Origin of the sequence: Celeribacter baekdonensis (assembly GCF_900102315.1) — a bacterium.
Taxonomy (GTDB): domain Bacteria; phylum Pseudomonadota; class Alphaproteobacteria; order Rhodobacterales; family Rhodobacteraceae; genus Celeribacter; species Celeribacter baekdonensis.
The window spans coordinates 198,635-222,120 of the sequence record NZ_FNBL01000007.1 but is presented as its reverse complement, the minus strand read 5'-3'; the positions used below and the strand labels follow the sequence as shown (position 1 = coordinate 222,120).

Genomic DNA, 23,486 nt, shown 5'->3' with positions numbered 1-23,486 from the left:
GGTTACATGTGGTTGGGTAGATAGAGCGATATTTGTGGGAAAACGACCAAGAGGAACATGATCACCGCTTCGCAGATCAGGAACCAGCCCACCCCACGAAAGATCGTGCCGATCGGGATGTCATCCCCTACGACCGATTTCACCACATAGACGTTGAAGCCAACAGGGGGCGTCAGCAGCCCGATTTCGATAAATTTCACCACGATCACACCGACCCAGATTGGATCGGCCCCGACAGCCGCGAACATCGGCTGCATCACCGGAAGCGAAAGCAGCAGCACCCCCATCGGATCGAGAAACATCCCGAGGATGAGGTAGATCACCGAGGCCGCAAGGATCAGCATGTAGGGCGAAAGTTCCATCGCCTGAATCATGCTGCCCAGATAGACGGGCAGGCCGGAGAGCGCGAGGAACTTGGTAAACATCACCGCGCCATAGGCGACGAACAACAGCGAGGCGGTGGTCATGACCGCTTCGGTCACCGACTCCCATAGAACATGGCGCGTCAGCCGACCCTGCACCAACGCAATGGCACAGGCCAAAAGCGCGCCGCCTGCGCCAGCTTCGGTGGGGGTGAAAATCCCGCCGTAGAGCCCGCCGATGATGCCGAAGATCAGCACGAGCACCGGCCAAACTGGAATCAACGAGGCCCATCGCGCGCGCCAGATCGTGCCTTCGACCTCGGCGTCAATTGTGACGGGGGGAGCGATTTTAGGATCAAGTTTGGCCCGCAGAATGATCATCGTGGTGTAGACCGCTGCGGTCAAAAGACCGGGAAGCACCCCTGCGATCAGCAATTTGGTGATCGAAACCTCTGCAAAGACCCCATAGATCACGAACATGATCGAGGGCGGGATCAGCGCGCCCAGTGTACCCGCCGAGGCGACCACGCCCGCCGCGAGCCCCTTGTCGTAGCCATTGCGCAGCATTTCGGGGATCGCGAGCTTGCCCATGGTTGCAGCCGTGGCCACAGACGATCCAGAGGCGGCCGCAAAGCCCGCAGAGGCAAGGTTGGTCGCCACGGCAAGGCCGCCGGGCAGGCGCGAGGCCCACAGTCGCGCGGCGCGAAACAGTGCGACCGAGATGCCCGAGTTATGAGCAATCGCCCCCATCAGGATGAACATCGGGATGGCCGAGAGGCTCCAACTGGCGGCGACCTCGAACGGGGTTTGTTCCATCACGTTCATCGCGACATTGAGGTTGCGTAGGATCGAAAGGCCCGCGACCGCCGCAACCCCCAGCGCGACGCCAATCGGGATACGGATTGCAATCAAGAGCAGCACACCCACAAGGCCGAGGGCACCAATCAGCGGGCCGCTCATGAGGAGATCTCGCTCTGTGCAGGCTCAGGGGAGGGGCCATCGTTGGGCGGATCGTCGGAGGAGCGGGCCGCGCGCAGATCACCAAGGGTCTGAATCAGGACATAGATCGCCATAAAGGCAAACCCCGCTGGCACGATCCAACGAGACGGCCAGACCTCTACAAAGCCAGTGGCCGCTTCCCATGCTTCACGGATGTGGGTTTTTTCGATCGCCGTTTCCAGAAGTTTCCACACGAACAGCCCGACGTAGCCCAGTGTCACCAGCCCTGCAAAAGCATCAAGCCGTTTAAGTTTGCGCCGTGGCAGATGTGCGGTGAAAAGTTCGACGATGATATGGCCGCGCTGACGCGAGATCCATGCAATCGGTAAAAAGGCGATGGCGACCATATAATAGGCCGAGACGATCTCGGTCGTGCCGATAAGGGGTTTGTGAAAGAGCGTGCGTGCGAACACATCCGCACTGACGTGCAGCATCATGAGGATCACGATGACACTGGCGATGCCCGTGGTCACCCGTGCCACCCAGTCAAGGTATGTCATGGACCGAAGCCTTTCTGTTGAAATGCGATCTGTCGTGGGAAAAAAGGGCAGAGGGGCGTGTCCCCTCTGCCAAACGGGGTGGATTACAGCGCGTCAAGGTCGATTTTGGAATAGACCTCGGCGTTTAGGGCCTCGGTGAATTTGCCCACATCCATGCCGATGTCCGTGGACAGCGCGTTCCATTTTGCCAAGAGTTCGGTGTATTTTGCCAAGAGACCTGCAACATCTTCGACGCCGGCCTGGGTGGCAATCTCGATGATGTGTGCTTCCTGATCTTGGACGCGTTGGTCAATCACAGCGGCAAAATCGGCACCGCCCTGATGAAAGGTAATTCCGCTCTCCAGCGCTTTGACTTTGACCTCGGCGTCGATGTCGATCTGCGCGGTGATCGTGCCCACGGCGACCAGTTCAGCGGCATTATCGATATGGGCCTGACGTTCTACGTCGGTCATGTCCTCCCAAACATCGCGGTTGAGGTACATCAGGATGGGCGGACCGGCCATGCCCAGTGGGAATTCGACCACATGTTTGGTGATGTCCATATAGCCGTAGTTGCGCAGCCACGCGAGCGAACCCATGACGCAATCCACCACGCCGCGTTCCAGGGCAGAGGTGGCCTCGGCGGGGCTCATCGCGACGGGGGTGGCCCCGGCGAGGGTCATGATCTCGACGCCGCCACCCGAAGCGCGCACTTTGGTGCCCGACAGATCGGCCACGGTCGAGACTTCGGGTTTGCACATCAACAGGTAGGGCGTGGTGTTATAGCCGCCAAAGGCCACGGCCTCGTTGCGTTTGTATTCGGCCAGGCATTGCGGGCAGTTGAGCAACATCAGCTCGTTCATCGCCCCTGCCGTACCGACGACATCATTGCCCGCGACAGTGCGGGTAAAGATGGCATTGGTGGCGGGCAGCTCACGCGGGGTATAGGGGGCCATGGTGGTGCCGCCGTCGATCAGGTTGCCTTTGACGGCGTCCACAGTGCCTGGTCCGCTGGCAAGTTGACCGCCAGGCACCAACGTCCAGTTGATACTGCCGCCCGTTGCCTCGCGGATGCGGTCGAAATACCGCGGTAGGGTGATGGCGTTTGTCGAGGCATTGGCCCCCATCCAGGAGCCATAGACCAGGTCCTTGGCAACTGTGGGGGCTGCCGTCAGCGCCACAGCGGTCACAAGGACCGTGCCATAAACTACGTTTTTCATGTTTCTCCTCCCAAAGCGGCCAGCGCATGAAGTCGCGACCACTTTTAAAGTCTAACGGTGCGATTGCGCAACAAACCAGATCATTTGTCGCATAGATGCCTTCGCGTTTTGGAAAAGATGGAAGGCGGGAGGTGCCCTCACGATCCGCAACGGCAGTGAGGGCGCAGAGGTGGAACGGGGTTATTCTGGGCGCACGAGGATCGCGCCGCGCGATAGCGGTTGCACGACTTCCTCATAGGTGGCGAGAAACCCGCGTTGGTTGGACCGTTTGGTGGGGGGCAGGGCGGCCCGGCGCGCGGCGAATTCGGCCTCGCTGAGCGCCACATCCACACGGCGCGCGTCGACGTCGATGGTGATGATATCGCCGTCGGCAATAAGGCCGAGCGGCCCGCCATCATAGGCCTCGGGTGTAATTTCTCCCACCACAAGGCCCTTATTGACCAATCCCGACAACTGCCCATCGGTGACAACCGCAACGTCCTCGCCCAGACCCGCACCTTCAATGGCAAAGACCACGCGCGAGGCCATGCCCATGCCCGGACCACCGCGCACGCCCAATCCGCGCAGGACCAACACATCACCTGCTTTCACCTTGCCGTGTTGCAGCCCCTCGATGGCGGCAATCGGGGTCTCAAAACAGATCGCAGGCCCGCTGACTTTCATGACGCGATCATAGCGCAGCCCCAGTTTGATGATCGCGGTCTCGGGCGCAAGATTGCCGCGTACGATGACGATGGCGGGTTTGTCCGACAGCGGCGCTTTGGCCGATTTTACTGTGTCGGTGGGTGGCGTGTAGTTGGCCAGAAGGTCGCCCAAGGTGCCGCCCGCGACCGACCGGGCCTCAAGCCGCGCCAGATCACCAAGCTGCTTGAGAATGGCGCGCGCGCCGCCGCCGTCCTCGAAATCCTCGATGCTGGTGGTGCCATTGGGGCGCACGGCGACCAGCACCGGCGCGGTGTCCATCAGTTTTTCAAACATGCCGTAAACGTCAATATCGGTGCCGGCTTCGGCGGCAATGGCTTGCAAATGTTTGACCGTGTTGATCGAGCCGGACACGGCAAAGACCGAGCGCACAGCGTTCTCGAACGCCGCCTCGGTCAAGATGTCGCGCGGGCAGAGATTTTCCCAGACCATCTCGACGATGCGCTTGCCCGCGTCGGCGGCTTGGATCAACATTTTCGGTCCATATGCGCGCACGGGGGCATGACCGGGCAAGGTCATGCCCAAAGCTTCGCAGACGGTGTGCATCGAATTGGCGGTGCCCATGCCTGAACATACACCCGAGGAGCCGATGGCATTCTCGCTTATTTCACGCAGCCGCTCCAAGGTGATCGCCTTCATGGCATGATGACCTGCGCCCAGAAAAACGTCCTCGATGTCAACGTGTTCATCACCGATATGGCCGCTGGCCTGATAGCCGCAGATCACGAAAATCGTTGGGATGTTCAACCGCGCGGCAGCCATCAATTGACCGGGGCCAGTTTTGTCACAGGAGACAAGGCAGACCATGGCGTCGAGCTGCGCCCCCTCGACCTGCACCTCGATGTCGTTGGTGATTAGGTCACGCGAGGGGAGGATGTATTTGCCCGCATTGCCCGCGCTATGGATGAAATCGCTGGGGGCGGCGGTGCGGACCTCAAAGGGCAGACCACCCGCACCACGGATCGCATCTTTGACCACAGTGGCGACCGCATCGAGGTGGTTAAAACAGATTGCCAGGTCCGAGGAGGTGTTGATCACGGCGATTTTCGGTTTTTCCATGTCCTCGTCCGTCATGCCCATTGCCCGCCATTGCGCGCGGCGCACCGCCCAGAACGACGATCCGATGTCGAAATTACTACGCAGCTTGATCGCGTTGCTTTTGGCTGTGTCGGTCATGTCAGGGTCCCTTTGATGTATTTTGCCCAGAGGATTTCGGTTCCGATAAATTTTGACTATACATTTTATGATATGTCAACAATGGAGGGTGCTCATGGTCAAACGGATGCCACAGCGCGGTTTGAAAGCCTATTCTGCGTAACGGGCCTGTCGGTGGTTGCCACTGGCCCCGCAAGGCACCACCATTGCATGGACACGCAGTTTGCGCATGATAGATGCTGTGTCACTGCACCGTGTGTGCGGATCAGAACCAACCGGAGGCCAAGTGCTTGAAGGATAAAATACACCCCACCACCGAGCGTCTGAACCTGTTGATTGATCAGGGCGTTACCTTTCGCATGACAGGCGTTGCCAACCGGCTGAACCGCTCGGCCTCGGCGTTTTACCGCAATGGGTTCGGGATTGGTGTACAGGAGTGGCGGCTTGTTCTGGTGCTCGGCAAGCATCCCGAACTGACAGTGGGGGATGCGGCGCTGGCGGCGGATCTGGATACGGCGTCGGCCAGTCGGGCGCTCAAGGCGCTCAAGGATCGAGACTTTGTGTCGCTGGAAATGACGACAAGTCGCGGCCGTGCTACGATTGCGCGACTGACAGATGCGGGCCGCACATTGCACGCCGCGTTGATCAAGGCGGGGGCTGTGCGTGCCGCACGGATCATCGAAGGGTTGAGTGACGAAGAGTTGACCCAGCTTTTTGCGCTTCTGGGTCGGATCAAACAGAATGCCGATGGATTGATTCAGGATCAGGCGCAAGCCGGGCAAGAGCTCTGATCTGCGCCCCAAGGGCCATTCCCGCTAAGGTAAAAGCGCCATTGCATTTTCATCAATCCATTTTTGGACAGCGACATGCGCCTTGGCTTCAAGCGGAAGGTTGCGCCATGTTGGACCCGCGCTGTAGTCGTTCCGCATCGCCCGTTCCAGTGCCAGATCGGTCAAACAACCGCGCGCGACGGCCAAATGGTGGCGCGGGCATGCGCGGCGAGGGTAGTGTGACGCCCCAAATTAGGGCCCGCGCAGGGGGTTGCTCAGGGCGGTTGCGTCCTGCGTCCTGTGCGCCGCACTGTGACGGTGCCACGTGACGGTGCCACGTGATGGTGCCACGGATTTCCGGCACTCTAGCGGGGGATGGCTCCGTGATGGCCGATGACCTGCGCCGAGGTGGCAATCCCTTTGAGGGCTGCATTCCGGGGTGATTGCCCGCTAAGCCGCGCGGCCAGATAGCTGCCGCTAAAGGCATCGCCTGCGCCGGTCGCATCAACGATCTGCGCCACGGTCGGCACGGTGATGGCTTCAGGAACGCCCCCAGGTGTCAAAAGATGCACGGGCCGCGCCCCATCGCGCACGATGATTTCTGCCCGCCCCTTGGTCAGTCGCGCAAAGCGCGCGCAGGTTTGCTCAGCCGTGGCATCTCCGAAATGGGTCTTTTCGTCGTCAAAGCTGGGCAGCACGATGTCGCATAAGGCAGCGGTGGTTTCGAGCACGTCGCGCATCTGGGCGGCATCGGGCCAAAGTGCCGGGCGAATGTTGGGGTCGAACACCAGCTTGGCCCCATCTTGCTGGGCATTCAGACAGGCCTGAACCAAACGATCACGCGCCTGAGGTGTGAGGATTGCCAACGTGATGCCCGAAAAATAGAGATAGGCCGCCTCGGCGAAAGCGGCTGTCAGCCGCTCGGGGTCTTCGGCCATCAGACGCGCTGCCGACGTGTCACGCCAGTAGGTGAAATGCCGATCGCCGTCGCGCTGTTCGATCATATAGAGTCCCGGACGTCGCTCGGGAATGCGCAGCACATGCGCGCGCGCGATCTGCGATCTGTCCAGAAAGTCGAGCATCCGGTCTGACATCGTATCCGTGCCCACGGCGGTGAAAAAGCCCACCGGAATGCCCGACGGCAGGGCCGCGCGTGCGTGCCAGGCGGTGTTGAGCGTGTCGCCCGCAAAACCCTGTTGGTACAGCGCATTCTCGCCGCCCGACAGTTCGACCATGCATTCACCGATGCACAAAAGACCCGCGCGCGCGCTCACAGGACAGCTCCGATTTTCCACGGCACGAATTCGTTGTCGCCATAGCCGAACTCTTCGGACGCCGTTTTGCGGCCAGAAGCGACATCAAGCAACACTTCGTAGATGCGCAGGCCCATTTCCGCAAGCGGTGTGCCAGCTTCGATCACGCCACCGCAATCAATGTCGATGTCCTCGGGCATAGAGCGCGCCAGATCGCTGTTGGAGGCGAGTTTGATTGAGGGGGTGGGCTTGGCGCCGAAACACGATCCCCGACCGGTGGTAAAGGCGATCAGGTTCGCCCCAGAGGCGATCTGTCCTGTGGCCGCCACCGGATCATAGCCTGGGCTGTCCATATAGACAAAGCCGGTCTGGTCGATGGGCTGGGCATAGGCATAGGCGCCCACCAGCGGCGACAGTCCGCCCTTGGCCACAGCCCCCAGCGATTTTTCCAAAATGGTGGTCAGGCCACCCTTTTTGTTGCCGGGGCTGGGGTTGTTGTCCAGCGAGGCACCGTTTTTGCCGACATAGTCGCGCCACCAGTCGATCATGGCGCGGATCTTGTCGCCGGTTTGCGGGTCTGCGCGTGCGATCAACAGGTGCTCTGCACCGAAAATCTCGGGCGTCTCGGACAGGATCGAGGTGCCACCGGCGGCCACCAACAGGTCCGAGGCAACCCCAAGCGCGGGATTGGCGGTGATGCCGGAAAACCCGTCCGAGCCACCACATTGCATGCCCAGCACCAGTTTCGAGACCGGTTGTTCGCTGCGTTGGTCGTCATTGGCCGCAGCCGCAATGGGTTCGAGCAGTTCAAGCGCGCGGCGCACCGCAGAGCGCGAGCCGCCGACCTCCTGGATGTTGAAGGTTTTAAGGCGCGCCTGTGTCCAGTCGGTGGGCTTGTACAAGGTAAGCTGATTGACTTCGCAGCCAAGGCCCACGATCAGCACACCACCGAAATTGGGGTGATCGCGGTAGCCCTTGAGCGTGCGCACGAGCGTGTCAAAGCCCTCGCCCTGATTGGTCATGCCGCAGCCCTGATCATGCACGATCGGCGCAAAGCCGTCGATGTTTGGATATTTGGGCAAAAGCGTGCGATTGGCCTCGGCTGCGATGGCGTTGCACACGGTACTCGAACAGTTGACCGAGGCCATGATGCCGATGAAATTGCGCGTGCCGACGCGCCCGTCAGGGCGTGCGTAGCCTTGGAAACTCTGCCGCTGCGGGGTAGGCATGGCCGCGCCCTTGACGCTGGAGCGGTCGGAATGGGTGCGGGGCAGGGCGCAGTTGTGCACATGCACATGGCTGCCGACAGCGATGTCCTGAGCGGCGACCCCCATGACTTGGCCGTATTTCACGATTGCATCACCCTCGGACATGGCGGTGCGGGCAATCTTGTGGCCGCGCGGGATGTCGTCCTGGGCGGTTAGCCCGGCCCGCGTTGTGCCGCGCGCCATGTCGGATAGCACGACCGCAACGGTGTCCTGAGGGTCGAGAATGATCAGATCCGGCGCGCTCATGTCACATCTCCTTTTGGGCGGATGATTTCGGGGTGCCAGCGTCGGGGGCGCTCGCCCCCATCAGCCCGTCGAGAACGGGGGCACTGTAGTTTGGTGCAACGGCGCGCACCCAGGTCAGGAAGGTGCCGATACGCCGGTCCAGTTTCTGAGCGTGGTTCTGCGCGATATCTGCGATCCGGTGATCCAGAAAGGGATTGGCAAAACGTTCGAGCGTGGTGGTCAGATAGGCCTGTGCGGCTGCGCCCATACCGTGGACCGCGAAGCCGGGCAGGACTTCGTTCTGCATCAACTGTGTCACGCGCGTGCCCATCGGTCCTGCCAAGAGGTCGCGCACAAGGGCATCGGAGGCTGTGATCGGCCCGTCCTCCTGCATCCAAAAGGCCGCCATGGCCGTGTGCCCCAGATTCAGGATGTGCAATTTGAGACGTTCGATGGATTCAAGGCTTGGGACCATTTTGATGGACGGGTGATCGGTTGGTGGGACCAGACCGGGCTGCGCCTCGATCGCCCAAAGCGCATAGGGTTCGGCCACGGCCCCCACCGGCTCGATCGGTTCGGACACGATGCGATCAACGAGGCTGTTGGCCCACAGACAGCGCCCGAGCCAGCCAGTGAGATCCGCGCTCGCGCCGTTTGCCGCCGCGATCTCAAGCACGCGGGCGCGCAGAACACTGCCGTTTTCGGGGATCAGTTCCATTGGGAAAATCGACAGCGGCGCGCCGCCACTCGTGTGGCGGGCCGCGAGCAGGTGGTACAGCTTGGCTGGATAGCTCTGGCTTTGCATCGGGCGCGGGGTCGTGTCGTCGGGTTGCGGGTCAAAACCGGCGTCGCTGGTGTTTGAAAGGATGAATTGCGCTTCCTCGCTGATCACGCGCGACAGCGCGTCCCAATCGGTGGCGCTCGACAACGTGCGGGTCACGGCGCTTACGCGGCGTTCCTCGTCGATGATCTGCCCGCCCTGCTGTCCGCGAATGCGCACCGGATACCCTCCGGGCGCGGTAAACGCGGCCAGACGGCCCGCGCGCGCGCTCGAGCCAGAGGTTTGAACCACCGTGATCGTGCGGGCGGGGCTGCCTTCGGCCAGAAACAGATCGGCGTGAGCCTGAAGGAAACGTGAGGTGCCAAATTGGACAACAGGGGTGGGTGTCATTGCGCAAGCTCGATCAGCGCTTTGACAACTGTGCCGCGATCCTGTGCCCATTTGGGTAGATCGTTCAGCGCCCCTTCGAGCGTGGTGCGGTGCGTGCAGATGTCATCGACAGGCACAAGCCCCTTGGCCATGCAGTCCATAACATGTTCAAAATCCACCTTGAGCGCGTTGCGGCTGGCAAACAGCGTGGTCTCGCGTTTATGAAATTCGGGATCGGCAAAATTCAGATCGCCCTTGACCACCGAGAGCAGCACGTAAGCGCCGCCATGCGCCACAAAGTTCAAACCCGCATTCATCGCGTTGATGTTGCCGGTCGCGTCGAACACGGTGTCGAACACGTCCGTACCCGCGTCGCTGACCAGCTCGACCGAGGCCGCGGGCACAATCTTTCCGGCGAGAGCCAGACGGTCGGCCGAGGTGTCGCGCAGGGTGACATGCGCCCCTGCGATATGGGCAAACAGCGCCGCTCCGACGCCGATGGGGCCTGCGCCCACGATCAGGGCCGAGCCTCCGCTCACCAAGGCGCTGCGGCGCACGCCATGCGCGCCGATGGCGAGGAATTCGACCATGGCCGCCGCTTGCGGGGTCAGGTCCTTGGCCGCGTAGAGGTTGTCTTCGGGAACGGTAATTTCCTCGCACATGCCACCATCAGTGTGCACACCCAGCACGGCGATGTTTTCGCAGCAGTTGGGTTTGCCGTTGGTGCAGGCGCGACAGAGGCCACAGCTCAGGTAGGGGTTTACCACGACCAGATCGCCCTTGGTGATCCGGCCATCGGTGCTGTCGGTCAGCGCATAGGCCGACAGTTCGTGGCCCATGACGCGCGGATACTCCAGAAACGGCTGGTTGCCACCGTAGATGTGGTAATCCGTGCCGCAGATGCCAATCGCCGCGATGCGCAAACGCACCTGGCCCGGGACATCGTCCGGGCGTGCCCGCTCGACCAAGGTGAGGCTATGCGGCGCATCGCACTGCAGGGATTTCATGAAACCCGTCATCTTTGTGTCCTCCCGTAGGGTGTTTGTGTCCCGTAGAATGCGCATCGGGCATAGACTCGATGCATTCGGTTCTTTACTAATAAAGAACATTTTGCGGCGAGTTCCAAGTGCCGATTGAAAGTCTGGGCCTAAAATGACTACACCAGCATAAAGGCAACTCGAAGGGGATAACGTGTCGCGCGGTCAGCAGACATTCAAGTTGGGCGTCAATACGGCGCTGGCGCATCTGGCCACCCTGCAACCGGGGGATCGGCTGGGCAGTGAGGCTGCGCTTGCCGAGTTGCTACAGACAAGCCGCACCACTGTGCGCGCTGTTCTCAAGCATCTGGCCGACATCGGATTGATCGAATGGCTTGGGCGCGACAAGATCCTGCGGCGTCTGCCCGATCCCGTTGATTTCTTTCCAAAACCTGAGGCCACTCTCCCTGCTGACCTTGCAGAAGAGCGGTTTTTGGAGTGGGTCATGCGCAGTGATCTTGCGCCGGGCACCGTACTGCGCGAGGTTGAGGTGGCCCGCATTCTGTCGGTGCCTGTGCCGCAGGTGCGTGAGCTGTTGATCCGGTTTGAGCCCAACGGATTGATTGAGAAAAATACCCATAAAAACTGGGTATTAAACGGGTTTACCGCACAATTCGCGACCGAGCTTGCCGACATGCGAGCGCTGATCGAGGGCGAGGCCTTTGCCCGTCTCTTGGCGTCGCAGGATGCGGGCATCTTGCGGCAGATGGCCGAGATGGAGCGTCTGCATATCGCGCTTCTGGCGCGCGAGGATGCGGCGATGTCCGAGTTTCCGGCGCTGGATGCGGCCTTTCATAGGGTGATCTTTGCGGCGGCACAGAATCGGTTCTTTGACGAGTTTGCCCAACGGATTTCCCTGATTGTCCACTATCACTACCAGTGGAACAAATGCGACGAACAGGTGCGAAATCGCGCGGCTCTGCGCGAGCATCTACAGATCATTCGGGCCTGTCTTGTCGGGGATAAGGCTCTGGCACGGCAGGCTTTTGTTACGCATCTCGAAACGGCGCGCCGCACGCTTGTTGCCTCGATCTCGACCAGATAGCTGTCCCCCGCTTTGCTGATTTATGCGCCCCGCGCCAAAAGGGGATTGACGCGCATAAAAAAGTTTGGTCCTTTGGTCCAACCAAATAGATTGTCAAAATAGACTATCAAAAACGACTATCAACACGGGCAAGGGGAGGGCCGGTGAGTGACATCAGCCGTTGAAGAAATTCGGGACATCCTGCGCCGCGAGATTGCCGCCGAGTATCGGCCGGGCGATCTGCTTCCGAACGAGCGTGAGCTTGCCGAGCGGTTCGATGTCTCGCGCAACACCATCCGCGAGACCATGATCCACCTTGAGGCGTTAACGCTGATCGAAAAGACCAAGCGTGGCGCCCGCGTGCGGGCCGCCGATTTCGACATGATGTTCAGCGAAGTGACGCAGTTTCTTGATACCTCGGGGCGCACGTTTACCGATGTGTTGAACTTCCGCCGCATCAGCGAAACCGGCGCGGTGCCGTTGATGGTCTGCCATGTGAATGACGACATCCTGAGCCGGCTGCGTGATGCAAATCGCCAGATGGTCGCGGCCCTGACCGCCGCCGAAGCCGCCGAGGCGGATTATCGTTTCCATCTGGGGCTGGTCGAGGCCTCGGGCAACAATGTTCTGATCCATCTGTACCGCGTGATGTCGGTGCCGCTGCGGTACTACCTTGAAGTGGGCAAGTCGCATCAACACGACACTGAGACCGCGCGCGCTCAGCACGCCGAGATCATTGCCGCACTGGCGCTGCGCGACGAGATCGCCCTGTACGGTGCGATGAACCGCCATTTTCAGCATTCGGGTGGTGTTCTGGCCGACTGGCTGTCGGCACGCGAGGACGGCGGCGCGGCCCTATCGCTTTGGCCCGTGCAGCGGCAGCACTGAGCGATGCCCAAGAATTTAAAAGGAGGAAAAGAGACCTATGAAACACGTGATCAAGAGCCTATTGGGCGCTACAACCGCCCTGATGATGGCAGTTCCGGCCTTTGCAGCCGACACAACTGTGCGCATTGCCTATGAAAACAACCCCGGTGAGCCGGCCGATCTGGTCATGCATCGCTGGGCCGATCTGGTCGCGGAAGCCTCCAACGGCGAGGTCGAGCTTGAGCTTTACCCCTCGTCGCAGTTGGGTGCCAAAAAGGACGTGATCGAGCAGGCCATGCTCGGCGTGAACGTCATCACCATCGCTGACGTGGGTTTTCTGACCGATTACGACGCCGATCTGGGCATCCTGTTCGGGCCTTACCTGACGGACGATGCGGCCCAGTTGTTCAAAATCTATGAATCCGATTGGTTCAAGGAAAAAGACGCCAAGCTGCAAGAGCAGGGCATCCACATCGTGATCTCGAACTACCTTTATGGGACCCGTCAACTGCTGGCGACCAAAAAGATCGAGACGCCCGCTGATATGGCTGGCCTGAAAATCCGCACGCCCAACAACATCATGCAAATCCGCGCGATCGAGGCGATGGGCGGCACGGCCACGCCCATGCCGCTGGGCGATGTCTATCCCGCGCTGACCCAAGGCACGATCGACGGCGTGGAAAATCCGCTGCCAGTGCTTTACGGCCAGAAACTGCACGAGCAGGCCAAGGAACTGTCGATGATTTCCTACTTGCAGAACACCTCGCTTTGGCTCGGGGGGCAGGCCTATTTCGACACGCTCGATCCCAGTGTGATCGAGATGCTGCATGAGACCGGCCGCGAAGCGGGCCTTTACAGCCAAGAGCTGGCCGCCAAGCAGGATGCGAAAATCCTTGAGGAAATGCAGGCCGCAGGCGTGAATGTGACCTATCCCGATCTGGCACCTTTCAAGGACGCCGCAATGAAAGTCTACGGCGAATTCCCCGAATGGTCCGAAGGGCTGTACGAGGAAATCCAGACCCAACTGGCCCAATAAGCCACGGGGTTCCTCCCGGAGTGCACGGTGGTTCCAACCGCCGTGCATCTCATTGTTTGCCTCTGAAAGGCCTGTCATGAAATTGTTCTTTCGATCTCTCAACGCCGTGGGCGGTCTTTTGGTGCTGGCCCTTGTGCTCATCACCTTTGCGGCGGTTCTGGCGCGCTACCTGCTTGGAACGCCGATCCAATGGACCGAAGAGATGTCCGGCATTCTGATGATCTGGATTGTGTTCATTGGGGCCATCGGGTGCGAGATCGAGAAAAGCCACCTTCACATTGATGTGGTCACCAATCTCTTGAACCGGCGGGCACAGCGTGCCCTTGAGGCGCTGGTGGCTGTCGGATCGGTTGGGCTTTTGGGCGCGATGGCCTGGCTCGGTTACGCGCTTGCCCAAAAGGCGGCGCTCAAGAAGACACCAATCCTCAAGGTGTCCTGGTTCTGGCTGGATATCGCCGTCACCGTCGGTGCCTTTGGTGTCGTATGCGTAATCTTGGTGCGCTTGGTCCGCGGTTTGCGCGAACCATCCACAGATCTGCAAAATTAAGGATATGCCCATGGAATGGTTCATCATTATTCCAATCATGTTCCTGTTGTTTGCGCTGAACATGCGGATCTATTTGGCGATGTTCGCCGCAGTCCTGTGCTACTTTATCTTCTTTGCGCAAATCCCGTTGCAAATTGCGGTGCAGCGCCTGATTGCGCCCACGCAGAACAGTTCGCTGCTGGCGATTCCGTTTTTCATCTTGCTCGGCTCACTTTTGGGGGCCACCGGGATCGCCACGCGTCTGCTTCAGGTTGCGGATCTGATGGTCGGACGCCTGATTGGGGGGCTTGGTCATACCAACGTGATGCTCTCGACGCTGATGGGCGGACTGTCCGCCTCAAATCTGGCGGATGCGGCCATGATGTGCCGGATGCTGGTGCCCGACATGATCAAGCAGGGTTACTCGCGGGGCACGGCGGCGGCGATCACTGCGGCCTCCTCGCTGATCACGCCGATCCTGCCGCCGGGCATTGCGCTGATCATCTACGGGCTGGTTGCGGATGTTTCGATCGGGTCGATGTTCGTGGCCGGTATTCTGCCGGGGCTGCTCTGTTCCGCGCTGCTTCTCGTGGCGGTCTATCTGGTTGCCAAAAAGCGCGGCTATAAGCCGTCGCGCACCGAGCGCCCGAGCGTCAGCGAGACCAGACGTACGCTTTTCCATGCTTGGCCTGCCTTGGTGTTGATCGTCCTGATCATTGGCGGCATCCGCTTTGGCGTCTTCACCCCGACCGAAGCGGGGGCCGTGGCCACGGTTGTGACCATCGTGATCGGCCTGTTCGTTTACCGCGAGATGAAGCTGGGCGATCTGGGCGATGCCTTCAGCCAGACCGCGCGGCAGACAGCCGCCGTTCTTTTGGTGATCATGATGTCCTCGGCTCTTGCCTGGATCTTTTCGCTCGAACGGGCGGGCGTGATGTTGGCCGAGTGGATCATTGCGCTGACCCAGAACCCTTGGCTCTTTCTGGCCCTCGTCAATTTGGTCTTGCTGGTTCTGGGCATGTTCATCGAAGGCAATGCGCTTTTGATCATCCTCGTGCCGTTGCTCAAGCCGGTGGTCACGCAACTGGGGATCGACCCGGTGCACTTTGGCATCGTGATGATCCTCAACCTTGCCATCGGTACGCTCACGCCGCCGGTCGGGACTGTCATGCTGATGGTCTGCAACCTGACCAAGACCTCTTTCGGGGAATTCCTGCGCGACGGCTGGCCCTTTTTGCTGGCGCTGTTCATCGCTCTGGCAATTGTCACCTTCGTGCCGCTCCTCTCGCTGGCCCTCGTCTAATTCTGCTCATTCTGCGCTTTGTTGCCTGAAGACGAGCCTTCATCGGACGCAGGTCTACTGCGAGGCCGTGAACGTCTTGAATGCCGGCGCGTCTGTTTGGGTGTCTGTCTGGGCGAATTGGTCTTTGCGGATCATGGGGTCATCTCGATCCCGCCGCGCAATGTGTCGGTGCTCCCATCCGGCTTGGGGCCTCTCATGCGCCTGTCTTGATCGGCGCGGCCTTAGACCCTTTTCGCGGTGCTGTCCCTGATGACGAGTTCGACGGGGAGGATGAGGGTTTCGTCCGGGGTGGGGGCGGTGCGTTGTGCAAGCAGTCTCTCGGCAGCGCAGCGCCCGAGGTGGGCGCGTTTTTGTCGGATGGTGGTGAGGGGCACGCTGGCGTAGGCGGACATCTCGATGTTGTCAAAGCCCACGATCGAGAAGTCGCGCGGCACGTCAAAGCCCGCAGCGCGCAGCCCTGCCATGAGGCCGATAGCCATCTCGTCGTTGTCGCAGAAGACGGCGGTGGGGCGGGGTGCGCGCGCCAGCAGAGCCTCAGCGGCGGCGCGTCCCGAACTGAGGGTGAAGGCACCCTCAAGGCGGTGGGCAGGCGGCAACCCCGCGGCGGCAAGCGCGGCGTCAACCCCGGCGGCGCGGGAGATCGACAGGGTGTTCTGGGTGGGGCCGGTCAGGTGCACGATGTCGCGGTGGCCGAGCCCGAGCAGGTGCTCGATCGCCAGTCGCGCGCCGGTTTCGTTGTCGGCAAGCACCCTTGGCCCCGCCAGTCCTTCGATCCATTCACAGGCCTGCACCAGAGGCGGGCAGGAGCCATGGGCAAAGAGCGCGGGGTCGAGGGTGCCGTCGAGTACGATCACCCCGTCGGCCCGCGAACGGCTGAGATAGGACCGAATCCCTCCGTTTGGCGTGTCGGGGTCAGTCCGCAGGGTGTCGAGCACCAGCAAGCTCAGCCCTTCGGCCCGCAGGGTGTCCGAGATGCCAGCGAGGATTTCGGAGAAGAACGGGTTGGCGAGGTTTGGCACCAGCGCGAGCACCGCGCCCACCTGCTGTTGGCGCAGGTTTCGCGCCATGAGATTCACCGTGTAACCGGTTTCCGAGACGGCCTTTTCCACTGCAATCCGCGCCTGTTCCGAGACGATGGCGGGATTCGACAGGGCGCGGCTGACCGTGGCGACCGAGACCCCTGCCAATCGAGCGACATCACGGATTTTGGGTGGGTTGGTGGGGTCAGTCACGGGCGGTTCCTTGCGATTGGTGGACGACGATACGGGTGGAAAAGACGATACGGTGGAAAACAGGTGTTGAAAACCTTTTCATCCTGTGCCACGTTCATGAAACCGATTACATTGCGACGACGCGCATTGATTGGCAGAGGGAGGAGAGATGCAAACCATGAAGGGCCCCGGTCTTTTTCTGGCGCAATTCGTTGGCAGCGACGCGCCGTTCGACAGCCTTGAGGCGATCACCCGTTGGGCGGCGGACTGTGGCTATTTGGGTGTGCAACTTCCCACTGTCGAGACGCGGCTGATGGATCTCGCGCAGGCTGCGGGTTCGCGCGACTATTGCGACACGCTGCGTGGCACTGCCGCCGAGGCGGGGGTCGAGATCACCGAGCTTTCGGCCCATATCCAAGGGCAACTTGTGGCGGTGCACCCGGCCTATGATCTGGCCTTCGACGGCTTCGCCCCCAAGGCGGTGCGCGGCGATCCAAAGGCGCGGCAGGTCTGGGCCGTCGAGCAGGTGCGGCAGACCATCGACGCCAGTGCCAATCTCGGGCTCGACCGGATGGCGGCGTTTTCCGGCGCACTCGCATGGCCCTATCTCTATCCTTGGCCGCAAAGGCCCGCGGGACTGGTGGAGGCCGCCTTTGACGAACTCGCTGCGCGCTGGCGCCCGTTGCTGGACCATGCCGCGGAGAAGGGCGTGAAGATTTGTTTTGAGATCCACCCCGGCGAGGATCTGCACGACGGGGTGAGCTTTGAGATGTTCCTTGATCGTGTCGATCAGCACCCGGCAGCCATGATGCTCTACGATCCAAGCCATTATGTCCTGCAACAGCTCGATTATCTCGATCACCTCGACATTTACGCCGAACGCATCGGCATGTTTCACGTCAAGGATGCCGAGTTTCGTCCCACTGGTCGGCAGGGGGTCTATGGCGGCTTTCAGCCTTGGGTTGACCGCGCGGGCCGCTTTCGCAGCCCCGGCGACGGTCAGGTGGATTTCAAGGCGATCTTTTCCAAACTCACCGCCATGGGTTTCGATGGTTGGGCGGTGGTTGAATGGGAATGCGCGTTGAAGCACCCAGAGGACGGTGCCCGCGAAGGGGCACAGTTCGTCAAGGATCACATCATCCGCGTGACGGAACAGGCCTTCGACGATTTCGCGGCCACGGGCAGTGACGCGGTCGCCAATCGACGCATGCTTGGGCTGGAGGGCTAGGCGAATGATACAAACTCCGATTCGACTCGGCATGGTTGGCGGCGGTCTTGGCGCGATGATCGGCGAAGTCCACCGCATTGCGGCGCGTCTCGACGGGCGCTTTGATCTGATTGCGGGGGCGCTCTCCTCGACGCCCAAGCGCAACGCCGAGAGTGCAGCCGCCATAGGTCTTGCCCCCGGGCGGACCTACGACGATTTCGTCGAGATGGCGCGTGCTGAGGCGGCGCGTCCTGATGGCATCGAGGCGGTGTCAATCTGCACCCCGAACCATCTGCATTTCCCCGCCGCGAAGGCTTTTCTTGAGGCCGGTATCCATGTGATCTGCGACAAGCCGATGACCTCGACGCTTGAAGATGCGCGTGCGCTTGCCCGTATTGTTGATACATCGGAGGCGCTTTTCGTGCTGACGCATAATTACTCGGCTTATCCGCAGTTGCGGTTGGCGCGTGAGATGGTGGCGCGGGGGGATCTGGGCCAGATCCGGCTGGTGCAGGTGGAATATGCGCAGGACTGGTTGACTGAGGCTGCGGACAGCAAGCAGGCGGCGTGGCGCGTCGACCCGGCCAAGGCCGGGGCGGGGGGCGCGATCGGCGACATCGGCACCCACGCATGGCAACTCGCGCGGTTCGTGTCTGGCATGGTGCCAGAGCGGATCGCGGCGGACCTGACCAGCTTCGTGCCGGGCCGCCGGGTCGATGACAACGCGCAGGTGATGCTCCGCTACGCCTCTGGGGCCAAGGGTGCGCTTTGGTGCAGTCAGGTCGCGCCGGGGAGCGAGAACGGGCTGACGCTCAGAATTTACGGTGACTGCGCCGGGCTCGTCTGGACACATGAGACACCCGAGACGCTGTGGTTCACACGGCTGGGAGAGCCGGCGCAAAAGCTGCGCCGCGGTGCCGCGACCATGGCGGGTAGCCGCGTGCCTCCGGGCCACCCCGAGGGCTATCTTGAGGGTTTTGCCAACCTCTATGCTGAAGCCGCGGACGCCATTCGCGCGCGCCAGACGGGTCAGCCATATGAAAGCCTGTTGCCCGGCATCCGCGATGGTGTGGAGGGGCTTGAGTTCATCGACGCTTGTCTGCGCTCCGCTGCCTCGGACAATGCCTGGGTGGAGATTGGCCATGACTGACCCAATTCTGTCCCTGAAAGGCATCAGCAAGTCATTCGGCCCGATTGAGGTCTTGCATGACGTTGATTTCGAACTGCGTCCGGGAGAGATCCATGCGCTGATCGGAGAGAACGGCGCGGGCAAATCGACCACGATGAAGATCCTCGGCGGCTACATCGACGCCACCGCAGGCGAGGTGCTCTGGCACGGCCAGCCGGTCCGCTTCCTGTCCTCTGATGAGGCCGAGGCGCGCGGGATCGTCATGATCCATCAGGAATTCAACCTTGCCGAGCATCTGGGCGTCGACCAGAACGTCTTTCTGGGGCGCGAGATCACGCGGGGCTGGCGGCTTGACCACAAGGCGATGCGCACCCGCACCGCCGAGCTGCTGGACCGGCTCGAATGCCGGGTCGATCCTGCGGCGCGGGTCTCGGGGCTGTCGGTGCCGGCCAAACAAATGGTCGAGATCGCCAAGGCGCTGTCGCGCGACCTTCGCGTGCTCATCATGGACGAGCCCACCGCCGTGCTGACCGAACGCGAGTGTGAGATCCTGTTTCGCCAGATCGAGCGGCTGCGCGCCGAGGGCGTGGCGATCCTCTACACCTCGCACAAGCTGTCTGAGGTGGCGCGGCTCTGCGACCGGGTCACGGTGCTGCGCGACGGAGCCATGGTGCGCTCGGCACCCGTGTCGGACATCACCGAGGAGGAGATGGCGGCGGCCATGGTGGGCCGCAAGCTGTCGGATCTCTATCCCGCTAAGGCGATGCCGCGCGATGAGGTGCTGCTTGAGGTCGAGAATCTGTCGGTGCCGGGTGTCGTTGAGGGCGCGAGCTTGACACTGCGCCGGGGCGAGGTGCTGGGTCTGGGGGGGCTGGTAGGCTCGGGTCGGACCGAGCTTGCCGAAGCCCTTGCCGGGCTGCGCCCGCGTGAGGGCCGGGTGCGGCTGATGGGCGAGGATTTGCCCGCGTCGGACGTGCGCACGGCGCTGCAGCGCGGGCTGGTCTACCTCACCGAGGACCGCAAGGGTGCGGGGTTGCTGCTCGACAAAGGGCTGCGCGAGAACCTGACGCTGCCACTGCTTGAGCGCTTCGGTGGCCCGCTTATCGACCGTCGTGCCGAAGAGGCGGCGCTCGACCGCGCCATTGAGGATTTTGCCATTCGCGCGCCGGACCGGACGATGCGGGTGGGCAACCTTTCGGGTGGCAACCAGCAAAAGCTGTTGCTGGCCAAGACGCTGCTCAGCGACCCACAGGTGATCCTGATCGACGAGCCCACCCGCGGCATCGACATCGGCACCAAGCAACAGATTTACGCACTGATCGCCGGGCTTGCCGCCGAGGGGCGCGCGATCCTTGTGATTTCCTCGGAGATGCCCGAGCTCATCGGCCTCGCCTCGCGGGTGCTGGTGATGCACGCAGGGCGGATCACCGGCACCCTCGCGGGGGACGACGTAACAGAAGGTGCCATCGTTCGGCTGGCGATGGGGCTCGACGGCAACAGAGAAGGAGCGGCGGCATGAGCATGGCCCCGGCACAGAAGATAAACACGCCCGCGCGGCGCCGGATCGACCTGCAGGTCGTTGGCCCGATCGTGGCCCTGATCGCGCTCGTCCTCATCGGTATGGCGCTCAATTCCAACTTTCTGAGCTACGCCAATATCACCAACGTGCTGGCGCGCTCATCCTTTATCGGGATCATCGCCGTAGGCATGACCTTCGTCATCACCGCAGGCGGGCTCGATCTGTCAGTGGGCTCCATGGCGGCCTTCGTGGCGGGGCTGATGATTCTTGTGATGAACCTTCTGACCGACCGTCTCGGGGTCACGTTGCCAGTGATCTTCGCGGGCGTGGCACTGGCGCTGATCGCAGGGCTGGTGGCAGGGCTCATCAATGGGTTGCTCATCACCCGCGTCGGCATTGAGGCGTTCATCGTCACGCTCGGCACCATGGGCATCTACCGTTCACTCATCACCTGGCTCGCAGATGGTGGCACGCTGTCGCTCGGCTTTGAAATGCGCGAGCTTTACCGTCCCGTCTATTACGGTGGCATTGCGGGCATCAGTTGGCCGATCCTCGCCTTCGTGGCGGTGGCGATCATCGGTGAAATCGTTATGCGCCACACCGCCTTTGGACGTCACTGTGCCGCCATCGGGTCGAATGAGCGTGTCGCGCGTTATTCGTCGATCGCTGTGCTGCGGGTGCGGCTGGCGACCTATGTGCTGCTCGGCTTGCTCGTGGGCTTCGCCGTGGTGATGTATGTGCCGCGGCTCGGCTCTGCCTCGGCCTCGACCGGGCTTTTGTGGGAGCTTGAGGCCATCGCTGCCGTCATCATTGGTGGCACCTTGCTCAAGGGCGGCTTTGGGCGGATCTGGGGCACCGTGGTGGGGGTGCTGATCCTCAGCCTGATCGGCAACATTCTCAACCTTACGGATTTCGTCAGCCCCTATCTCAACGGTGCCATTCAAGGGGCCGTGATTATTCTGGCAGTCGTGCTGCAGCGCAAGGGCGCGGCGGACAGGTAAACCAAACGTCATCTTTCTTGGGAGGAACTTACAGATGATAAAGACTTTGATTGCAACCACCGCACTCGTCACCGGCTTTAGCGCCGCAGCCGGGGCCGAGACCATCGGCGTCTCGATTCCCGCTGCCACTCACGGTTGGGCGGGCGCGTTGAATTTCCACGCCGAACGTACGGTCGAGCGGTTGGAAAAGGTCTACCCGGATCTCGACTTCGTGTTGACCACCACCCCTGACAGCGCCACGCAGGTCTCGGATCTTGAGGACATGATCGCCACCCGCGGCATCGACGCGCTTGTGGTGCTGCCCTTCGAATCCGAACCCCTCACTGGTCCAATTCAGCGTATCGCTGACAGCGGCACCTGGGTCACCGTGGTGGACCGCGGTCTTGCCGTGGAGGGCATCGAGGATCTCTATGTGGCGGGCGACAACAACAGCTTCGGGCGCACTGCGGGCGAGTATTTTGCCGAGACGCTCGACGAAGGTGCCAAGGTTGTGGTGATGCGGGGCATCCCGTCAACCGTCGACAACGAGCGTGTGGCGGGATTCGAGGCCGCGATTGACGGCGCTGGTATTGAGGTACTGGCGATGGATCACGGCAATTGGAATCGTGACACGGCCTTCACTTTGATGCAGGACTGGCTGTCGCGCTTCGGGCAGATCGACGCAGTCTGGGCCGCCGATGACGACATGGCCGTGGGTGCGCTGGCAGCCATCGAACAGGCGGGCCGCACCGGCGAGATGTTCGTGGTCGGCGGCGCGGGCATGAAGGAGATGGTTGACCGTATCCGCAGCGGCGACAAGAGCGTGCCGGTGAACGTCACCTATCCGCCTGCGATGATCTCGACGGCCATCGAAATGACGGCTGCGGGCATCGTCGGCAACGCCCCCATGAGCGGCGACTTTATCATCGCCTCTGAGCTCATCACCCCCGATAACGCCGACGACTTTTACTTCGAAGACAGCCCGTACTGATCCGAATTCCTCCGGCGCGCGCAAACCCGCCGCGCGCCGGAGCTGACATAGTGATCCGAGGCGCAGTGCGCCTATCAATGTAATCGGTTTCACGACACATATCTGTTTCCGGCGGACTTCCGCCGGGTTCCATCTGTCGCTGTCGAGGAGGACGACATGACTGATCTGTCAGAACGAGGACTCACGCGCCGTGCCCTGATGCAGGGGCTTGCGGTCGCAGGCACCAGCGGGGCGCTCTCTGCCCCGGCTGTTGCTCAATCCACCGCTGTACCGCTCAAAGGCAACATTCGCCATTCCGTTGCGCGCTGGACCTACGGCTTCCTGTCGCTCGACGCGCTCTGTGCGCTTTGCCGCGACATCGGCATCGGTGCTGTGGATCTCTGCGGGCCGGAGGACTGGCCGATGCTGAAAGCGCATGGGCTCGACAGCTCGATGTGCAATGGTGCCGAACTTGGGCTTGAGGACGGCTGGGCGGAACCTGCCAACCACGATGCACTGATCGGGCGCTACCTGCGCCACATCAATCTTGTGGCCGACGCCGGTTACCGCAATCTCATCCTGTTCAGCGGCAACCGCCGTGGCATGGACTCCGAAGCGGGGCTCGCCGCCTGCGAGATCGGGCTGAAGCGCATCATCGGTGCCGCCGAGGCGCGCGGCGTGGTACTGCACATGGAACTGCTGAACTCGCGGGTGAATCACCCCGATTATCTCTGTGACACCACCGCATGGGGCGTCGCGCTCTGCCAGCGGTTGGGGTCTGAAAACTTCAAGCTGCTCTATGACATTTATCACATGCAGATCATGGAGGGCGACGTGATCCGCCGGATCACTGAGCACCACGATTGCTTTGGTCATTATCACACCGCTGGGAATCCGGGCCGCCACGAGCCCGACGACAGTCAGGAACTGAATTACCCGGCGATCTGCGGGGCGATCCGCGACACCGGCTTTGACGGCTGGATCGCACAGGAGTTCGTGCCCAGCGACAAAACACCGGCCGCGGCTGCGGAGGCGCTGCGCGCCGCCGTCGCGACCTGTGACGTCTAACCGCCAGCATTTTCATCAGGAGGAGG

At 61.5% G+C, this 23,486-nt stretch carries 21 protein-coding genes; 12 read left to right on the top strand and 9 right to left on the bottom strand.

Features of this window, described 5'->3' with window-relative positions; all coding sequences use genetic code 11:
- Nucleotides 1-2: 2 nt before the first annotated feature.
- The 4 genes from BLT54_RS13510 to ilvD all read right to left on the bottom strand — a co-directional run bounded on the left by BLT54_RS13510 (nucleotide 3) and on the right by ilvD (nucleotide 4,938).
- Entirely contained in the window at nucleotides 3-1,322 is a 1,320-nt protein-coding gene (locus BLT54_RS13510; protein WP_074645816.1) for a TRAP transporter large permease, read from the bottom strand.
- A complete protein-coding gene (locus BLT54_RS13505) occupies nucleotides 1,319-1,861 on the bottom strand; it encodes a TRAP transporter small permease (protein ID WP_074645815.1) in 543 nt (180 codons plus the stop codon). Before BLT54_RS13505 ends, BLT54_RS13510 begins: the two co-directional genes overlap by 4 nt.
- Before the next feature lie 83 nt (nucleotides 1,862-1,944).
- Nucleotides 1,945-3,060, bottom strand: coding sequence for a type 2 periplasmic-binding domain-containing protein (locus BLT54_RS13500; RefSeq protein WP_074645814.1), 1,116 nt, complete (start codon nucleotides 3,058-3,060; stop codon nucleotides 1,945-1,947).
- A gap of 180 nt (nucleotides 3,061-3,240) precedes the next feature.
- A complete protein-coding gene (ilvD, locus tag BLT54_RS13495; RefSeq protein ID WP_074645813.1) occupies nucleotides 3,241-4,938 on the bottom strand; it encodes a dihydroxy-acid dehydratase in 1,698 nt (565 codons plus the stop codon).
- Between the two features lie 269 nt (nucleotides 4,939-5,207).
- Here ilvD and BLT54_RS13490 point away from each other — a divergent pair, with 269 nt between their 5' ends.
- Complete coding sequence (locus tag BLT54_RS13490) at nucleotides 5,208-5,708, top strand: MarR family winged helix-turn-helix transcriptional regulator (protein ID WP_074645812.1); 501 nt, start codon at nucleotides 5,208-5,210, stop codon at nucleotides 5,706-5,708.
- Nucleotides 5,709-6,052: 344 nt separating this feature from the next.
- On the opposite strand, the gene BLT54_RS13485 is transcribed toward BLT54_RS13490, so the two are convergent.
- Genes BLT54_RS13485 through BLT54_RS13470 form a run of 4 tightly spaced genes read right to left on the bottom strand, consistent with a single transcriptional unit; the run spans nucleotide 6,053 to nucleotide 10,590 of the window.
- On the bottom strand, nucleotides 6,053-6,961 hold the full coding sequence (locus tag BLT54_RS13485) for a sugar kinase (protein ID WP_074645811.1): 909 nt from the start codon (nucleotides 6,959-6,961) through the stop codon (nucleotides 6,053-6,055).
- Nucleotides 6,958-8,454 carry a UxaA family hydrolase gene (locus BLT54_RS13480; protein ID WP_074645810.1) on the bottom strand — a complete coding sequence of 499 codons (1,497 nt, stop codon included), beginning with the start codon at nucleotides 8,452-8,454 and terminating at the stop codon, nucleotides 6,958-6,960. The genes BLT54_RS13485 and BLT54_RS13480 overlap by 4 nt, the downstream gene beginning before the upstream one ends.
- Before the next feature lies 1 nt (nucleotide 8,455).
- The gene (locus BLT54_RS13475; RefSeq protein ID WP_074645809.1) at nucleotides 8,456-9,604 is read right to left on the bottom strand and encodes a mannitol dehydrogenase family protein; all 1,149 of its coding nucleotides are present in this window, start codon (nucleotides 9,602-9,604) and stop codon (nucleotides 8,456-8,458) included.
- Nucleotides 9,601-10,590, bottom strand: coding sequence for a zinc-binding alcohol dehydrogenase family protein (locus BLT54_RS13470; protein WP_074645845.1), 990 nt, complete (start codon nucleotides 10,588-10,590; stop codon nucleotides 9,601-9,603). The genes BLT54_RS13475 and BLT54_RS13470 overlap by 4 nt, the downstream gene beginning before the upstream one ends.
- 184 nt (nucleotides 10,591-10,774) lie before the next feature.
- Between BLT54_RS13470 and BLT54_RS13465 the strand changes: the two genes are divergently transcribed.
- The 5 genes from BLT54_RS13465 (at nucleotide 10,775) to BLT54_RS13445 (ending at nucleotide 15,376) form a co-directional block, all read left to right on the top strand.
- Nucleotides 10,775-11,665 (top strand): GntR family transcriptional regulator, encoded by an 891-nt coding sequence (locus BLT54_RS13465; protein WP_074645808.1) that lies wholly within the window; start codon nucleotides 10,775-10,777, stop codon nucleotides 11,663-11,665.
- 147 nt (nucleotides 11,666-11,812) lie between these two features.
- Nucleotides 11,813-12,532 (top strand): FadR/GntR family transcriptional regulator, encoded by a 720-nt coding sequence (locus BLT54_RS13460; RefSeq protein WP_074645807.1) that lies wholly within the window; start codon nucleotides 11,813-11,815, stop codon nucleotides 12,530-12,532.
- Nucleotides 12,533-12,569: 37 nt separating this feature from the next.
- A complete protein-coding gene (locus tag BLT54_RS13455; RefSeq protein ID WP_074645806.1) occupies nucleotides 12,570-13,547 on the top strand; it encodes a C4-dicarboxylate TRAP transporter substrate-binding protein in 978 nt (325 codons plus the stop codon).
- Nucleotides 13,548-13,623: 76 nt separating this feature from the next.
- Complete coding sequence (locus BLT54_RS13450) at nucleotides 13,624-14,094, top strand: TRAP transporter small permease (RefSeq protein ID WP_074645805.1); 471 nt, start codon at nucleotides 13,624-13,626, stop codon at nucleotides 14,092-14,094.
- A gap of 10 nt (nucleotides 14,095-14,104) precedes the next feature.
- Nucleotides 14,105-15,376, top strand: coding sequence for a TRAP transporter large permease (locus BLT54_RS13445; protein ID WP_074645804.1), 1,272 nt, complete (start codon nucleotides 14,105-14,107; stop codon nucleotides 15,374-15,376).
- A 221-nt stretch (nucleotides 15,377-15,597) separates the two neighbouring features.
- On the opposite strand, the gene BLT54_RS13440 is transcribed toward BLT54_RS13445, so the two are convergent.
- Complete coding sequence (locus BLT54_RS13440) at nucleotides 15,598-16,608, bottom strand: LacI family DNA-binding transcriptional regulator (RefSeq protein ID WP_074645803.1); 1,011 nt, start codon at nucleotides 16,606-16,608, stop codon at nucleotides 15,598-15,600.
- 148 nt (nucleotides 16,609-16,756) lie between these two features.
- Here BLT54_RS13440 and BLT54_RS13435 point away from each other — a divergent pair, with 148 nt between their 5' ends.
- The 6 genes from BLT54_RS13435 (at nucleotide 16,757) to BLT54_RS13410 (ending at nucleotide 23,460) form a co-directional block, all read left to right on the top strand.
- Entirely contained in the window at nucleotides 16,757-17,815 is a 1,059-nt protein-coding gene (locus BLT54_RS13435; RefSeq protein WP_074645802.1) for a sugar phosphate isomerase/epimerase family protein, read from the top strand.
- 4 nt (nucleotides 17,816-17,819) lie between these two features.
- Entirely contained in the window at nucleotides 17,820-18,944 is a 1,125-nt protein-coding gene (locus BLT54_RS13430; RefSeq protein ID WP_074645801.1) for a Gfo/Idh/MocA family protein, read from the top strand.
- Entirely contained in the window at nucleotides 18,937-20,442 is a 1,506-nt protein-coding gene (locus tag BLT54_RS13425; protein ID WP_074645800.1) for a sugar ABC transporter ATP-binding protein, read from the top strand. The genes BLT54_RS13430 and BLT54_RS13425 overlap by 8 nt, the downstream gene beginning before the upstream one ends.
- Complete coding sequence (locus BLT54_RS13420; RefSeq protein ID WP_074645799.1) at nucleotides 20,439-21,443, top strand: ABC transporter permease; 1,005 nt, start codon at nucleotides 20,439-20,441, stop codon at nucleotides 21,441-21,443. Before BLT54_RS13425 ends, BLT54_RS13420 begins: the two co-directional genes overlap by 4 nt.
- A 34-nt stretch (nucleotides 21,444-21,477) precedes the next feature.
- Nucleotides 21,478-22,413, top strand: coding sequence for an ABC transporter substrate-binding protein (locus BLT54_RS13415; RefSeq protein ID WP_074645798.1), 936 nt, complete (start codon nucleotides 21,478-21,480; stop codon nucleotides 22,411-22,413).
- Between the two features lie 156 nt (nucleotides 22,414-22,569).
- Nucleotides 22,570-23,460 carry a hydroxypyruvate isomerase family protein gene (locus tag BLT54_RS13410; RefSeq protein WP_074645797.1) on the top strand — a complete coding sequence of 297 codons (891 nt, stop codon included), beginning with the start codon at nucleotides 22,570-22,572 and terminating at the stop codon, nucleotides 23,458-23,460.
- Nucleotides 23,461-23,486 lie beyond the last annotated feature (26 nt).

What these genes read in the sequence shown, in the direction of transcription:
- BLT54_RS13510 (WP_074645816.1), bottom strand. Translation starts at nt 1,322, where the DNA reads ATGAGCGGCCCGCTGATTGGTGCCCTCGGCCTTGTGGGTGTGCTGCTC.
- BLT54_RS13505 (WP_074645815.1), bottom strand. Translation starts at nt 1,861, where the DNA reads ATGACATACCTTGACTGGGTGGCACGGGTGACCACGGGCATCGCCAGT.
- BLT54_RS13500 (WP_074645814.1), bottom strand. Translation starts at nt 3,060, where the DNA reads ATGAAAAACGTAGTTTATGGCACGGTCCTTGTGACCGCTGTGGCGCTG.
- ilvD (WP_074645813.1), bottom strand. Translation starts at nt 4,938, where the DNA reads ATGACCGACACAGCCAAAAGCAACGCGATCAAGCTGCGTAGTAATTTC.
- BLT54_RS13480 (WP_074645810.1), bottom strand. Translation starts at nt 8,454, where the DNA reads ATGAGCGCGCCGGATCTGATCATTCTCGACCCTCAGGACACCGTTGCG.
- BLT54_RS13475 (WP_074645809.1), bottom strand. Translation starts at nt 9,604, where the DNA reads ATGACACCCACCCCTGTTGTCCAATTTGGCACCTCACGTTTCCTTCAG.
- BLT54_RS13470 (WP_074645845.1), bottom strand. Translation starts at nt 10,590, where the DNA reads ATGAAATCCCTGCAGTGCGATGCGCCGCATAGCCTCACCTTGGTCGAG.
- BLT54_RS13455 (WP_074645806.1), top strand. Translation starts at nt 12,570, where the DNA reads ATGAAACACGTGATCAAGAGCCTATTGGGCGCTACAACCGCCCTGATG.
- BLT54_RS13450 (WP_074645805.1), top strand. Translation starts at nt 13,624, where the DNA reads ATGAAATTGTTCTTTCGATCTCTCAACGCCGTGGGCGGTCTTTTGGTG.
- BLT54_RS13445 (WP_074645804.1), top strand. Translation starts at nt 14,105, where the DNA reads ATGGAATGGTTCATCATTATTCCAATCATGTTCCTGTTGTTTGCGCTG.
- BLT54_RS13435 (WP_074645802.1), top strand. Translation starts at nt 16,757, where the DNA reads ATGCAAACCATGAAGGGCCCCGGTCTTTTTCTGGCGCAATTCGTTGGC.
- BLT54_RS13430 (WP_074645801.1), top strand. Translation starts at nt 17,820, where the DNA reads ATGATACAAACTCCGATTCGACTCGGCATGGTTGGCGGCGGTCTTGGC.
- BLT54_RS13425 (WP_074645800.1), top strand. Translation starts at nt 18,937, where the DNA reads ATGACTGACCCAATTCTGTCCCTGAAAGGCATCAGCAAGTCATTCGGC.
- BLT54_RS13420 (WP_074645799.1), top strand. Translation starts at nt 20,439, where the DNA reads ATGAGCATGGCCCCGGCACAGAAGATAAACACGCCCGCGCGGCGCCGG.
- BLT54_RS13415 (WP_074645798.1), top strand. Translation starts at nt 21,478, where the DNA reads ATGATAAAGACTTTGATTGCAACCACCGCACTCGTCACCGGCTTTAGC.
- BLT54_RS13410 (WP_074645797.1), top strand. Translation starts at nt 22,570, where the DNA reads ATGACTGATCTGTCAGAACGAGGACTCACGCGCCGTGCCCTGATGCAG.